The following is a 14,137-nucleotide window of genomic DNA, read 5'->3' as shown; positions in this document are numbered from 1 at the left end:
AAAGGCGGCTTTGCCGTTTAGAGCTTAATCGGTTGCTACCTCTATCGCTGGTTTTTGTGAACAGCAGCGGCAGCCATAGGCAGCTTTAAGAGTTAACGAGGAAACCCGCAAGGGAACCAGCAAAACACAGCCCGCTTGAGCGGGCTTTTTAGTAGTAAGCAATAGGTTTAGGTGCATGAAAATCATAGGAATGGATATTTCCAAGGGCATTGCAACCTGCGTAATGCTGGAGGAAATACCGCAAGACCTAGAAACTTTTATCCACTCTAAAGACTTTGTGTTCTGGCACATCGAGCCAAATGCAAGCGACTTGGGGGCGATCGCAGCCTTAGAACCCGATGCCATCTTATTCGAGGCCAGTGGAGGCCGATACGAGCGGGCATTTAGCGATTACTTCAGGGCCAAAGGCATCACCTACCGCCAGGTTTCAGGCCGACGCATGAGCCTAGACCGGCAGCAGATGCGGCTGGAGAAGAACGATCACTTTGACGCACTGGCGATCGCCATCTATGGCCTGAAGCATTGGGAGGACACACGGGCATTTTTGCCCGACATTGACCCTGATATGGACTGGTTGAGGCAGCAGTGGCTAAGGCGGCATAGCCTCAACAAGCTGCGATCGGCACACCTGTCCAGGGTGCGCGGGCAGTTTGCCTATGAGTTCCCCGAACAGATGGAATTTTCCTATGAACGGGATTGGGGCCAGGGGGTGCATGGAGTGATCGCCTGGTTAGCCGGTCGAGCTGAGAAGGTCACTAATAGCTATTGGAATAACCTGCACGATGGCGCAGTCAGGCGGCTCAAGGCCCCAGGGCCAGGGCAACCGCGCCCGCGCGTGAAATGCCCCGGCACCTTTGGCCGTGGAGTCAGCGAGTACACTCGCTGGATTGCGACTCAGATGGCAGACATCGAGGATGCAATGGCCGCGATCGAAAACGACATCAACGCACTATTGGCCCAGGAACGCTTTAAGCCCTACATGGAAGCATTCGACAAGCTTGGGCTAAGTCAATTCGTGCGATCAATCTGGCTGACTCGGATCTACCCATTTGAACGGTTCATGGGAGCCGATGGGCTGCCTATGCGCGTCAGAAGGCCCAGCCGAACCACGGGCAAGATTTGCACTCACGACCGCAGCCTAAGCCAGTTCAAGGCAGCTCTAGGGGCCGCGCAGTCCACGCCGCGCAGTGGCACCGATGGAGGACTAGCGCCAACGGTTTCTAAGCGATGGCAGGCCAAGAAGCGTACCGACAGCAAGGAGGACAAGATCCAACCCATCGGTTGCAAGTACAGCCGGATCGCATTTTGGAATTATGCGGTGGTGCAAATCGAGACAGGCCGCGCAAAGGCCCCACTCTCGACAAAGCTCAAAGACCACCGGGACAAGCTGAAGGGGAAAGGAAAAAATATGTACCAGAGGGCAGGGAATCTACACGGTTACGCCTGCAAGTTGCTCTATAAAGAGCTAATTGATTTGGTCATTTCTACATGACAACTAAGCTGAGTGGGATTGTCCATAGGTAGGCGGCCAGAGGTACTGCTGCCACTGCCGCCAGCGTGGTCGGCAGCCACTCTAGCTTCTCGGCGATCGGCTTTGCCGCCACCATCAGCCCCAGGGTGGCCATCACGCTGAGGCGAAAGCCAATGTCGTCAATCCAGCCTGGGTTGAGCAGCAGCAGCAGCGTCACCGCCACCAGCAGGCAGCCCAGAGGCTTGACGCTGCGCTCCAGGGCAATGCCCACCAGCATGCCAAAGCCCATCACCGTCGCTCGCATAACGCTGGGCTGTCCGCCAGTGATTAGCATGTAAACAATCAGGGTCGCGCTGCCGGCCAAGAATTTTGCCTGTGCGGGGTTAGAAAGCCGGGTTGCGATCGCCTTCTGCCCCAGGATCACCAGCACCACCCCCAGCACCAGCGACACGTGAAAGCCGCTCGCCGCTAGGGTGTGCGCCATGCCAGCCTGGACAAAGGCATCCTGAATGTCGTAAGGAACGGCCACCGCTTTGCGGCCCAGGGCCATAGCGCTGACCAGCGGCCCGGCGGGAGTACCCAACCGGGCTGCATGGGCGCGGGCAATGCGCTGGCGCACCCGCCACAGCGCCCATCGGGGCGGCAACTGGCCCTTTTCGGGAACGACCGTTTTACCTATAAACCCGGCAAAGCAGCGCTGGCTGGCCAGGTACCGGCGAAAGTCAAAGGCATTGGGGTTTTTGGCTGACGCGGGTGCGTAGAGTTTGCCCTCCACCTGCACCCGCTGCCCTGGAAATAGACCTTCGATTTGCTCGGCGGGGACGGTGATGTAGAGCCTGCCCTGGGCAATGCCGGGGGGGCTGAGCGGGTTATTCTGGGCATCGAGCCGCCGCACCTGGTCGGTCTTGAGCCACAGCTGTCCGCGACCGCTGCGCGAGAGCCGTGGCATTTCCTGCACCTGGCCCCAGACAATTTGCTGCGCTCCGACGGCATCGCCCTGGGTAAGCAGGTGGCTAATGTCGAGCACACTTGGGACGGGGTAGCGCAGGCCGTAGTTGAGGCTGGCCAACAGGGCGATCGCCCCCGCCACCAGCCACTGGGCAGCCGTCGGCCCCTTGCACCAGCGAGCGGGCAGCACCAGGGCGGCCAGGGCGGCGGCCCCCAGCGCCCCCATGCCCGCTACCCCGACTCCAACCCAGAGGTCAAACCCCAGGTGGTGCACCCAAAGACTGACCCAGAGCAGCCCCGCGCAGTACGCGCCAGCCCCCAGCAAACCTGTCAGATTACTCATTTCTTCTCTGCACCCGATATGGCGATGGCCCGGTAGCTGAGAACGCAAGCGATCGCTGAGAAGCTGATTACTAAGGTGCTACCAGACGCGCCAGCGTCTCTCTCAAGCCAACGCTGGCTATAGCTTTAGAAAGCCCGAATGGCGGCTTAGAATCACCGCGATCGCGCATTCCCCAAAACGCGATTGCCCGGTTCTTTGGGGAATGGCAGGTGGTGCCAATGAGGTTTCGCAATTTTTACTTGCTAACTTTTGAGAAATCAGTAGTATTAATCATTGCCGCATCCAGGAGATGATGACTATGACGCCATTGCCCTCCGGTCTATCCACCAGGCCTGAGAGTTTTGCCCCCTCAGGTGAGTCGACCTTGCGCCTGCAGCGGGCGATCGAGAGCCTCGCCCTCAACCTGGATGACGAACTGCAACGCTATCGCCAGCATCGCTCTGGCCAGGGTGCGACAGTGCCAGCGCCAGCCCGGCTACAGCTGCGCCCAAACCGCAAACCGATCGATTTGATTGCCCTTAAAACGGCTGCCGGGGCTACAGCGACGGCTCCGCCCCCGCCCCCGCCTAACGCTCGCCTACAGGAGCTGCTGGGGCAGGCGTCGGTACCCAATAGCCAGACCTACCCACCCAAAGCCACCGTCAACCAGGTGCGGCTTAGCCACGGCGGCACCCTCACCACCTACCGCCCCTCCCCTGAGGAGTATCTAGAAAGCACTGAAGCGCTGCTGGGTAGTCGCCCTAGCCGCCCCCAGTCCGGGCCGGATGGCGACGAGTCTCCGTCTTTAATTCGTCAGCTGACTACTCCACTGGGAATGGGTGCCCTGCTGCTGCTGCTGGTGGGCAGCGCCAGCTTTGGCTATTTGGTTACCTCGCCTGAGGCCATTAGCCACCTGAGCAACAACCCCATTGCCCGACGACTGAGGAGCACCCCCGTTCCGGCCGATGATGCCGCCAGCGATGCGGCCCAGGCGGGCTTGGCCAACCAGGGGGAAAGCGGCTTTAAGCCCCTCGGTCCCGACCTGTCGGAACAGGAGTTTGGCTCCATTGGTCTAAACGATATCAGCACCCTGCCCTCGGCCAACTCGCCAACTCCAGTTCGGAATGTGCCGGTGCAAGGCCAGCTGGGCGCAACTCCTCTCGCTGAGGGTGACAGCGCGCCTGGGGCAGTTCCCTCAACCCCTCGACCGGGCGTGTTGACCCCCGCTGGTGGCAGACCCAATTCACCTAACTCGCCTAACTCAGCCGTGGTGCGAGCCGACATTGTGGCGGCCCCGCGTCCGGCCACAACCACGCAGCCCAGCGCCGTTCGCTCTGCCCCTACGCCTTCTCGCCCCGCCCCGGCTGCTCCGGCAACTCCGCCCCCAGCGKTGCGCGCAGCCCCTCCGGCTGCCAACGCTCAACCCCCGCAGCCTCTGGCCCGCGATCGCGCCCAGACCGCTCCGCCTGCGGTCGCTGCTCCATCTCCCGTGGCACCTCCAGCCCCCATTACCCAGGCACCGCCCCAGGCCGCTCCCAGCCACTACGTGGTTACCGACTACAACGGGGCTAGCTCCTTAGAGTCGGCGCGGGGGGCGGTCGGCGATGCCTACGTGCGCGATTTCTCCGGTAGCACGCGCATTCAAATGGGCGCATTTTCCCAGGAGTCGTCGGCCCGCAATCTGCAGCAGCAGCTAGAAAGCCAGGGGATTCCGGCGCAGGTGATCTCGCCATAAAGCCACAAGTCGCTGTAGGCCCACGATGTATCGTGGGCCTACAGCGACTCGAACCCGCCTGTTATGCTGAAGCAGGTTACCCTCGCTGGAGAACGATCGATGGGGCTGTTTGATCGGATATGGCGATTGTTGCGGTCTAATTTCACCAGTGCCGTCAGCCAGGCCGAAGATCCTGAAAAGGTATTGGAACAGGCGATGGCCGATATGCAGGCCAACCTGATTCAGCTCAGGCAGGCGGTGGCCCAGGCGATCGCCACCCAAAAGCGCACTGAGCGCCAGAGTGCCCAGGCCAAATCTACCGCCCAGGAGTGGTACAACCGGGCTGAGCTAGCTATTCAAAAGGGCGAAGAGGACATGGCCCGTCAGGCGCTCACCCGGCGTCAAACCTACCTGCAGTCGGCTCAGGCTATGGATGCCCAACTCGACCAGCAGCGCGACGTAGTCGGCGGTCTCAAAGACAATATGCGGCGGCTCGAAGCTAAAATCTCCGACGCCCGCACCAAAAAAGATCTGTACATTGCTCGCGCCCGCTCTGCCGAAGCCTCCCAACGCATTCAGGAAATGCTGGGTCAGACGGGTACCGGCGGGTCGATCGCAGCCTTCGAGCGCATGGAGGAGCGGGTGATGGAGCTAGAAGCCAGATCCGAAGCTCTCGAAGAACTTAGCGGCGACCCCTTAGAGCGCCAGTTTGCCGCCCTTGAGGGTGGCTCAACTACAGTGGATAGTGAGCTAGAAGCGATGAAAAACCGCTTGGGCCAGGGTAAACCGCCCGATCGCCTGCCACCGTCGGCTTAGGGGAGCGGCGATCAGCGATGGCCACTACCGCCCACAAACTAACCTTCCTGAGTACTGGATTGTTGATCCTGTTCAAAATCTCATCACGCTCTGCGGATTAGACCACCAGTTTTATGACTCAGCCGTGTTTCAAGGGAGTGATTTGCTCCAGTCGCCTAGGGTTCCGTCTTTAGATTTGACCGCTGCTCAAATTTTGGCGGCATAGGTAACGGATTGCCTCCAGGACAGCCCTAGGGTTAGCTCCAAATTGGGTCATACCCCCAGTCTCATAGGAAATTTGATTTGGTAAACCCCAATTTATAATCAGGAACCTCGTGGGGGCGTAGCATGCTGCGTCCCCAAAAATTGGGGTATTCATGCAGGATTTGCTCTATAAATAGCCATCCCTTCGACTTCGCTCAGGGACCGGCTATGGCTGTTTTTATCGTTGGGGGTGCCGCGCTAGCGGCATGGACAATTGGTATTAGCCTAGCTGGAGCGCCCCACTAGCCAACTGTTTACTGGAATACTTTCTATGCTTTGGCCTATCCTTACAATGCGGGCCAAGGCGTTTTTTAATAACCCCATGTCTACCACTACTGAATCGTCTCTGGGCAACCAGGGCAGCATTGCTGAAGACTATCCTCTCAGTCCGGTGCCGGTAGCGGCGCGGCGATCGCTCTTTTCCTTGGCCCCCATTCTGGTCGGGTTTACGCTCTACTCAGGCACCCTGTTTGCTGGCGGGCTGGTGGGTCCTTCCTTTCAGTTCTGGCCCAATCTGGTGGCGCTGATTGTAGTCGGCAACCTGATTTTAGGGCTGTACGCCGCGCTGCTGGGCTACATTGCGGGCGAAACCGGGCTGACAACCGTGCTGATGGCGCGGTTTAGCTTTGGCAACGTGGGGTCGCGCTGGGTCGATTTCATTCTCGGCTTTACGCAGATTGGCTGGTACGCCTGGGGCTCAGCGCTGATGGCGCAGCTGCTCAACACCCTGGCTGGGGTGCCCGAGTCGTGGAACTGGCTAATTATTTTGTTCTTTACCTACGCCTTTTGCTCCACTGCCTACCTTGGTTACACCGCCATGGACTGGCTGAGCCGGTTGGCGGTACCGGCCATGGTGCTGCTAATGGCCATGAGCCTAACGGTGGCCACGCGAGATGTGGGTGGCTTTGCCGGGCTGCAGGCGACAGCGATCGCCGATCCGCTGCCCCTGAGCGCCGCCATTACGATTATTGTGGGTACCTTTGTCTCGGGCGGCACCCAGGCTACCAACTGGAGTCGGTTTGCCAAAAACGGTCAAGCGGGCTTTATCGCCACGCTGATTGCCTTCTTTTTAGGCAACGGCTTTTTGATTTTCTCAGGGGCGTTTTGCGCCAAGGTCTACGGCGAACCCGACATCGTGCAGGTGATGGCCCAGCAGGGGCTGCTGGTGGGCGGCCTGATCCTGTTCCTGTTGAACATGTGGACCACCCAGGACAACACCATCTACGCTTTTTCGATTGCCGGGTCGAATATGTTTCGCAGCAGTCGTCGCACGCTGTTTGTGCTGGGCGGGGCCACGATCGCGCTGTTTATGGCCTGGGGCGGCATCTACGAAGGGCTGGTGCAATACCTGATTTTGCTGGGTACGTTTATTCCGCCCATTGGCGGCATCATCATGGCCGACTACTGGGTCAACCGCCGGGGTCAGTTTCCAGCGCTAGATGAACGTCAGCCTGCGTTTAACTGGGCGGGGGTAGTGGCCTACGTGGTGGCTTCGGCGATCGCCTACGTTACTGGCCAGGCGGGCTGGGGCATTGTGCCCATCAACGGCATTGTCTCGGCGCTGGTGCTCTACGTACTGCTGAGTCGAGTGCTACCGTCGTCGCGATCGCAGGTCTAGATAGGCCCTCCCTACGGGATATATCTTTGGAAGTAGAGCCTTGAAAGAACGTTCGACGCTACGCTAGGGTTTACTTTATTCGCTGAGCATTTCGCCCCTATGTCTACCGAAACCGATGATTCGGAGCCTCCCCCTGTGTGGTTGTGGTGGTTAGTGGGCGGGCTGGTGCTGCTGGTGCTGGTGCTGGTCAGCTATGGGTATCTCAGGGGTAGCTTTAGCCGACCCTCTAACTGCACGATCGACAACGTACCCAGCCTAGATGACCCCTGCTTTGCCCTCAGCCTTGAGGGGTTGGCCAACTCCGCCGATACCACAGGGCACCTCGTCGGCTTTTGGAGCGAGATAGACGACATTTACGCGGCCCGCAACGCTGCCATCGCCAGTGCTAAATACCTAATTCAGTACGAAACCTACTTCATGACGCCGGGCCGCCGGGCCGATGCCTTTGCCGAAGTCGTTACCGATCGCGCCCTGGCCGGGGTCGCAGTTCAGCTTCTGCTCGACCACCAGGGCACTAAGGCCATGCCCGAAAAATACTGGCGGCGGCTGAGAAATATAGGCGTTGATATTCAGTTTTTTCGCCCCCTCGACTGGCGGGCACCCCTGGAGTACAACTCGCGATCGCACCGCAAGCTGCTGATTATCGACGGTCAACGGGTGTATATTGGCGGCGCTGGCGTGTCCGACTTTTGGGATGGGGTCGCCTTTGAGCACGATGTGGCCCCCTGGCTCGACTTTGACGTGGCCTACGAAGGCGAAGTGGTCAGTCTACTTCAGGGCAAATTTTTGCAAAACTGGTCCTCCGCAGGCGGCTGCATCGATCTCAAACAGGGCCTAAATTCGGTTCAGAAGCCGGGAACCACGCCGCTTTTCATCACCGACAATACCTCTAGCCTCAATGAGTCATCCATGCGACTGCTGATGCAGCTCCACATTCTGGCGGCCAAAAAGCGGCTCTGGATTGGCAGCCCATACCTTGTACCCGATGATGCCACCATCCAGGCTCTCATCCGCGCCTGCCAAAAAGGGGTGGATGTCCGCATTCTCACCATGGGGTCTGCCACCGACAAAAAAATGGTGCACCTGGCCAGTCGCGGCCTCTACGGCCCCTTGCTCAAAGCCGGCATCAAAATCTGCGAACACCGACCCAGCATGATGCACGCCAAATTTGTGCTGGTTGACGACGACTGGGTGAGCACCGGCAGCGCCAACTTTGACCCCCGCAGCTACTTCCACAACGACGAGCTAAATATCTCCGGGTGCTACCCCGAACTGGCCCAAAAAGTTGAGCAGTTTTTTCTCAAGGCCATGGACAACAGCTTGTGCCTCAGCTACGCCGAATGGCAAAACCGCCCTCGCCTGGAGAAGATTAAGGGGCGGGGGGCGCTCCTGTTCAAAAATCTACTTTAAACGTTTGACTACCGCAGCAGTTGGCTTAGGTAGAACACGCGGTAGTGATTCTCTAGGGCCATTGCAGTGCAACACGCCCTACGGCAACTCTGGGTCCAGACATTACTCGGTCCTAACGGGCTCACCTGCCATGGCCCTAGGGGCTGTCATCAAGTAGCCGCCGATGGTTCAAGAATCAGGGGTTACAGCTCCTAGCCTATTTTGGGGTCGGACGTGGCCATGCTGATGGCATCAGGACTTTAGCCTGAATTGACGACATGCTCAGGCTCAGCGAATTTTAAGGTAATCGATGTAGTATGTCGTAGTATAAGCCCTGAGCAACGCGGCCCTGCGGGTGCAAGCCCTGCGGGCGTAAATTCTGCGGCTGATTAGTGCCATTCCTTAACCCCTACTTGAGCATGATTCGTTCAATTACGCCCCACGACGTCAGGGCTGTACTGGCCCTAGCTGAGGCTACTGGCCTGTTTGACGCAAACGACCTGAAGATGTTGGGCACTCTGTTGGCCAATACCTTTGACGGTGATAAGGCCAGCGAGGCGTTTTGGTTGACTGATGACGATCGCGGCCTCGTGGGGGTCGCCTACTGCGAGCCGGAGCGGATGACCGATCAGACCTGGAATTTGCAGCTAATCGCCATTCACCCCAATCGCCAGGGACAGGGGCGCGGCACAGCTCTGCTGCACCAGGTTGAGAAAACTCTGGTGGATCGCGGCGGACGGATGCTGGTGGTCGAAACCGCAGGGACGCCGGAGTTTGATCGCACCCGTCAGTTTTACCGCAAATGTGGCTACGAGGAAGAAGGACGCATTCGCGACTTCTACACGACGGGCTATGATAAAGTAGCTTTTCGCAAACTGCTCCAGCCCGCCTAAGCTAGCCCAGATCGATCGCAAACACCCAGTCTTTGTACGCCTCGACTCGCCCTTCGGTAATGGCTGTAAGCTGGTCGCGCAGGCGATCGGTAATGGGGCGGCTCGTGGGCAAATCGTAGGACTCGACCCGGCGCACCGGGGTAATCTTGGCTGCCGTACCGCTTAAGAAAACCTCGTCGGCAATCAGCAGCTCAGATTTGTCGACCGGGCGCTCAACCACCTCGATACCCAGATCGCGGGCCACGGTGAGAATGCTGTCACGGGTAATGCCTTCGAGAATGTCTTGCTCGTAGCCGGGGGTAATTAGTTTGCCGTGGCGCACGATAAACACGTTCATGCCCGAGGCTTCGCTGACCTTGCCCTGAGCATTCATCAAAATCGATTCGTCAAAGCCCGACTCGACTGCCTCGGTTTTGGCCAGCGATGAGGTGATGTAGGCCCCGCTAATTTTGCCGCGCAGGGGCAGGCTGCGGTCTTCTTGCCGGTACCACGAGCTAAAGCGGCAGGTGACGCCCTCCGGCGAGAGGTAGTCGCCCAGCTCTAGCCCGTAGACAAAAAAGCTTTTCTCAACGTTGTGCAGCCGGGGCGAAATGCCTAGGTCTGAGGTGTAGACAAAGGGCCGGATATAGAAGGATTTGTCGGGGCTGTTTTTGCGGACAAAGTCTTCGATTACCGCCTGAATTTTGTCGGCGGGCAGGTCGTAGTTGAGCAGGCGGGCGCTGGTGCTGAGCCGCTGGCAGTGGCGATCGAGGCGAAACAGCAAAGCCCGGTTGCCCCCCGCCGGGTCGGGGATGCCACGCAGACCGCCAAAGGCCCCGGTGCCGTAGTGCAGGGCATGGGTGGCAACGGAAAGTTTGGCGTCGTTAAAGTCGCAAAACTGGCCTTCAAAGTAGGCAACGGGTAAGAAGTTGTGCATGGCTACGGCTGGGCTGAACACGGCATCCTACAAGGATAGACCGAATGGACAGCCTTATTAAATTAACCATCTGCAAGTTGGCCGCCGATGACGTTGATAGAGGTCGCCCTCGGCTGGGCGATCGCTAGCGCTATGAACTCTACCTGACCCAGCGATCGCACGATCCTGTAATACCAATCGTCCATGCCGCTAGCGCGGCACCCCCAACGATAAAAACAGCCATAGCCGGTCCTTGAGCGAAGTCGTTGGTGTTCGCGAAGCGAGTGCTGGGCACTCAGCCGCTCCAAAGGGGCTAGGGACGGCTATTTATAGAGCAAATCCGAGTCACCCAACCCCGATTCAAAACCGATACCTCGTAGGGAGCATTGCACTGCAATGCCCCTACAAACCGGGGGTATACAGATAGAATTTGGTATAACCTGGCTGGCGCTACCCCATCAGCCAACGTTTCGCAGGTTGCCACAACGAACATTTAGAGTAGTTGGAGTCAGCTCAGGACCAGCGTTGTGAGCGCGAGGTAGTCTTTACAGCGAAGCCGTCACCGCATCGCGCTGGGGATGAATGACCTTTTCTCCCTGCTGAGCGGCATAGAGTCGATTGAGGGCGTGGAGGTAGGCATGGGCCGAGGCCACCACGATGTCGGTATTCGCCGCGTGGCCCGAAAACACCCGGTCTTCGTGGCGAACGCGAATGGTAACTTCGCCCAGGGCGTCGATGCCCGCTGTTACCGACTGCACCGAGAACTCGATCAGCTCGTTGGGGATATCCACCACTCGGTTAATCGCCTTGTACACCGCATCCACCGGGCCAGTGCCGATCGCCGCATCCATCAGCTCTTCGCCGTCGGGGGTGCGCAGGGTGACGGTGGCGGTGGGCTTGGCGCTGTCGCCGCAGGACACCTGCACCAGGTCGAGGTGAAAGTGTTCCGGGGCCTGTTGGGTTTCGTCGTTGACGATCGACTCAATATCCCAGTCGGTGATTTCTTTTTTCTTGTCGGCCAGCTCTTTGAAGCGCAAAAAGGCGCGGTTGAGGGCCTGGTCGTCTAGCTCGTAGCCCAGCTCGCTGAGGCGGGTGCGAAAGGCGTTGCGGCCCGAGTGCTTGCCCAGCACAATCTGGTTGTCGGTGAGGCCAATGGAGGTGGCATCCATGATCTCGTAGGTGAGCTTGTTTTTGAGTACGCCATCCTGGTGAATGCCCGACTCGTGGGCAAAGGCGTTGGCCCCCACAATCGCCTTGTTGGGCTGCACAAACATGCCGGTCAGGTTCGACACCAGGCGCGAGGTCTTGTAGATCTGACGGGTGTCGATGTTGGTTAGGGGCGCTTCTGAGTCAGCGGGGCGACCGAGGAAGGGGTTGTAGAAGCTGCGGCGCACGTGCATGGCCATCACCAGCTCTTCGAGGGCGGCGTTGCCCGCCCGCTCGCCAATGCCGTTGATGGTGCATTCGAGCTGGCGCGCCCCGGCCTTCACCGCTTCAAGAAAGTTGGCTACCGCCAGGCCCAGGTCGTTGTGGCCGTGGACAGAGATCACGGCCTGGTCGATGTTGGGCACGTTTTCTTTGATGCCGCGAATCAGGTCGCCAAACTCAGTGGGGGTGAGGTAGCCCACGGTGTCGGGGATGTTGACGGTGGTGGCTCCAGCGGCGATCGCCGCTTCCAGCACCTGGTACAAAAACTCAGGGTCAGAGCGGCCCGCATCTTCGGGCGAAAACTCCACATCGTCGGTGAAGGTTTTGGCGTAGGCCACCATCTCGGGCGCGATCGCCAGCACGTCTTCCCGGCTCTTGCGCAGCTTGTACTGCATGTGAATGTCGGAGGTGGCGATAAAGGTGTGAATGCGGCCCTTGGCGGCGGGTTTGATCGCCTCTCCGGCCCGCTCGATATCGCCCTTGGTGGCCCGGGCCAGGCCGCAAATGGTGGGGCCGTTTTCTGTACCGACTTCCCGCGCAATCTTCTGCACCGCCTCAAAGTCACCGGGGCTGGCAAAGGGAAACCCAGCCTCAATGATATCGACCCCCAGCCGGGCCAGCTGCCGCGCGATCACCAGCTTCTCTTCGACGTTTAGCGTCGCCCCCGGCGACTGTTCGCCGTCGCGCAGGGTGGTGTCAAAGATGAGAATGCGGTCGGGGCTGGGCGGGTTGCTCATGGTGACTCCCACAGAGTAGACAACGAGGGTGCTAGATCGAGATTAGGGCCTTTCTCAGACGATGACGACCCAAGGCGGTTCCAGCGCTGGAATAGGCCAGATAAATGTATCGATTCTCACCATTCTACCCGCCTCAAGTCGGATTCGCTACGACTTAGTGCCGATCATTTTGAGCGATCGCTGACACTACCCATCCTGCTCCAGGTTGCGCTGGCGCTCGACCAGCTGCAGCAAGATTTCCTCGTGCACCTGGCGGGTGATGGGGTAAAACCGGGTCAGCGCGATCGCCGCCAGCAGCAGCACCATCGGCACCGGGCCAATAAACACGCGAATGGCCAGCAGCGCCTGGTCAGACTGCTGGGTAGCCTCGCTGACAAACCCCGAAAACTGCAGCGCCAGGCTGACCAAAAATAGCCCCAGGGCCAGGCCCACCTTTTGCAGCAGGGTCATAAAGGCGTAGAAAATGCCCTCCCGCCGCTGGCCGGTTTTGAGCTCGTCGAGTTCGATCACGTCGGGCAGCATGGCCCAGGGCACCACGTAGGCGGTGGCTACCCCAAAGCTAATCACAATGCACAGCAGGTACAGAAACGCCACCTGCCCCGGCTGCACAAAAAATAGGGCGATCTGGGCAATAATCCAGATGCCAATGCCGATGTAAAATACCTCCTGCTTGCCCAGGCGACGGCTGAGGTAGTTCACCACCACCATCATCAAAATGGCCGTACCCTGCACCAGCAGCGCCGCCAAAAAGTACGAATCTAGACCCATCCAGAAGGTGGCGTAGAAGGGAATGATGCTGGCGGTCATCTGCAGGGCCAGCCAGGCAAACAGGTAGATGCCGACCACAAACAAAAAGGCCCGATTGGCAAAGACCACCTTGATCTGGGCGGGAAACGACAGGGCAACTTCGTCCGTATCGGCAGGCTGGAGGGCGTTGCGCTGCACGGCGTAGGGGTAGGTGCCCCACACGCACCACAGCAGCGGCAGCACCGACAGCACCGCGCAGATGCCCCCCAGCACCAGGTACTGCTGGCGCAAATCGGCGATCGATTGAGTGATCACCAGACCCAGGCCCAGGGCCGCGATCGCCCCAAACAGCGACGAGCCCAGCCGAAAGGCGGTCAGCTCGGTGCGCTCGTCATAGTCTTTGGTGAGTTCGGCGGTGAGCGTGGTGTAGGGCAAATTCACCACCGTGTAAAATATCTGAAACAGCAGCGAGATCACCACGTAGTACCAAAACTTGGCGGTATCGCTTTCCCACGCTGGCACTATCCAGTTCAAGAAAAATGTCACCCCAAAGGGAATCGCCCCCAGCAAAATCCACGGGTAGCGGCGACCCCAGCGGGTGCGGGTTTTGTCGCTCAAGTAGCCAATAAACGGGTCATTCACCGCATCCCAAATTCGCCCAATCGCCAGTACCGAGCCCGCTGCCACCGGGCTCAAACCCGCCGCCGTAGTCAAAAAGATCAGGTACGAAAACGCCAGCAGGTTGGCCGTCATCCCCGGCCCAATGTCTCCGGCTCCAAAGGCCAGCTTGCCTCCCAGCGAAAACGGTTTGGGGACAGAGTAGCTAGCGCCGCTTGGCGGAACGTTAGAAGCCATAGGTCGGGTGCTCGGTAAACGAAGTGATCAAAGACTGGGCGATGATCGTGGATGTATAACG

At 59.0% G+C, this 14,137-nt stretch carries 10 protein-coding genes; 6 read left to right on the top strand and 4 right to left on the bottom strand.

Features of this window, described 5'->3' with window-relative positions; all coding sequences use genetic code 11:
* The first annotated feature begins 175 nt into the window (after positions 1 to 175).
* The gene (locus tag IQ265_RS13690; RefSeq protein ID WP_194054478.1) at positions 176 to 1,492 is read left to right on the top strand and encodes a transposase; all 1,317 of its coding nucleotides are present in this window, start codon (positions 176 to 178) and stop codon (positions 1,490 to 1,492) included.
* On the opposite strand, the gene IQ265_RS13685 is transcribed toward IQ265_RS13690, so the two are convergent.
* On the bottom strand, positions 1,485 to 2,762 hold the full coding sequence (locus IQ265_RS13685; RefSeq protein WP_194054476.1) for a ComEC/Rec2 family competence protein: 1,278 nt from the start codon (positions 2,760 to 2,762) through the stop codon (positions 1,485 to 1,487). The two genes, IQ265_RS13690 and IQ265_RS13685, sit on opposite strands and share 8 nt — an antisense overlap.
* 298 nt (positions 2,763 to 3,060) lie before the next feature.
* On the opposite strand from IQ265_RS13685, the gene IQ265_RS13680 reads away from it, so the two are divergent.
* From IQ265_RS13680 to IQ265_RS13655, 5 genes are all read left to right on the top strand, one after another.
* Positions 3,061 to 4,476 (top strand): SPOR domain-containing protein, encoded by a 1,416-nt coding sequence (locus tag IQ265_RS13680; RefSeq protein WP_194054474.1) that lies wholly within the window; start codon positions 3,061 to 3,063, stop codon positions 4,474 to 4,476.
* 99 nt (positions 4,477 to 4,575) lie between these two features.
* Positions 4,576 to 5,271, top strand: coding sequence for a PspA/IM30 family protein (locus IQ265_RS13675; protein WP_194054471.1), 696 nt, complete (start codon positions 4,576 to 4,578; stop codon positions 5,269 to 5,271).
* Between the two features lie 565 nt (positions 5,272 to 5,836).
* Positions 5,837 to 7,132 (top strand): cytosine permease, encoded by a 1,296-nt coding sequence (gene codB, locus IQ265_RS13665; protein WP_194054469.1) that lies wholly within the window; start codon positions 5,837 to 5,839, stop codon positions 7,130 to 7,132.
* 99 nt (positions 7,133 to 7,231) lie between these two features.
* The gene (locus IQ265_RS13660) at positions 7,232 to 8,542 is read left to right on the top strand and encodes a phosphatidylserine/phosphatidylglycerophosphate/cardiolipin synthase family protein (protein ID WP_194054467.1); all 1,311 of its coding nucleotides are present in this window, start codon (positions 7,232 to 7,234) and stop codon (positions 8,540 to 8,542) included.
* Positions 8,543 to 8,940: 398 nt separating this feature from the next.
* The gene (locus IQ265_RS13655) at positions 8,941 to 9,414 is read left to right on the top strand and encodes a GNAT family N-acetyltransferase (RefSeq protein WP_194054465.1); all 474 of its coding nucleotides are present in this window, start codon (positions 8,941 to 8,943) and stop codon (positions 9,412 to 9,414) included.
* Between the two features lies 1 nt (position 9,415).
* Here the strand turns inward: IQ265_RS13655 and IQ265_RS13650 are convergent, their stop codons facing one another.
* The 3 genes from IQ265_RS13650 to IQ265_RS13640 all read right to left on the bottom strand — a co-directional run bounded on the left by IQ265_RS13650 (position 9,416) and on the right by IQ265_RS13640 (position 14,076).
* Positions 9,416 to 10,330 (bottom strand): branched-chain amino acid transaminase, encoded by a 915-nt coding sequence (locus tag IQ265_RS13650; RefSeq protein ID WP_194054463.1) that lies wholly within the window; start codon positions 10,328 to 10,330, stop codon positions 9,416 to 9,418.
* 524 nt (positions 10,331 to 10,854) lie between these two features.
* Positions 10,855 to 12,474 (bottom strand): 2-isopropylmalate synthase, encoded by a 1,620-nt coding sequence (locus IQ265_RS13645; RefSeq protein ID WP_194054461.1) that lies wholly within the window; start codon positions 12,472 to 12,474, stop codon positions 10,855 to 10,857.
* Positions 12,475 to 12,660: 186 nt separating this feature from the next.
* Positions 12,661 to 14,076 (bottom strand): MFS transporter, encoded by a 1,416-nt coding sequence (locus tag IQ265_RS13640; RefSeq protein ID WP_194054459.1) that lies wholly within the window; start codon positions 14,074 to 14,076, stop codon positions 12,661 to 12,663.
* Between the last annotated feature and the right edge of the window lie 61 nt (positions 14,077 to 14,137).

This window comes from Nodosilinea sp. LEGE 06152 (assembly GCF_015207525.1).
Lineage (GTDB): Bacteria > Cyanobacteriota > Cyanobacteriia > Phormidesmidales > Phormidesmidaceae > Nodosilinea.
This window is presented reverse-complemented; position numbering and strand designations above follow the sequence as displayed.

Bases quoted from the DNA above. Each gene is read 5' to 3' on its own strand.
- IQ265_RS13660 (WP_194054467.1), top strand. From the start codon at position 7,232: ATGTCTACCGAAACCGATGATTCGGAGCCTCCCCCTGTGTGGTTGTGG.
- IQ265_RS13650 (WP_194054463.1), bottom strand. From the start codon at position 10,330: ATGCACAACTTCTTACCCGTTGCCTACTTTGAAGGCCAGTTTTGCGAC.
- IQ265_RS13645 (WP_194054461.1), bottom strand. From the start codon at position 12,474: ATGAGCAACCCGCCCAGCCCCGACCGCATTCTCATCTTTGACACCACC.
- IQ265_RS13685 (WP_194054476.1), bottom strand. From the start codon at position 2,762: ATGAGTAATCTGACAGGTTTGCTGGGGGCTGGCGCGTACTGCGCGGGG.
- codB (WP_194054469.1), top strand. From the start codon at position 5,837: ATGTCTACCACTACTGAATCGTCTCTGGGCAACCAGGGCAGCATTGCT.
- IQ265_RS13690 (WP_194054478.1), top strand. From the start codon at position 176: ATGAAAATCATAGGAATGGATATTTCCAAGGGCATTGCAACCTGCGTA.
- IQ265_RS13640 (WP_194054459.1), bottom strand. From the start codon at position 14,076: ATGGCTTCTAACGTTCCGCCAAGCGGCGCTAGCTACTCTGTCCCCAAA.
- IQ265_RS13655 (WP_194054465.1), top strand. From the start codon at position 8,941: ATGATTCGTTCAATTACGCCCCACGACGTCAGGGCTGTACTGGCCCTA.
- IQ265_RS13675 (WP_194054471.1), top strand. From the start codon at position 4,576: ATGGGGCTGTTTGATCGGATATGGCGATTGTTGCGGTCTAATTTCACC.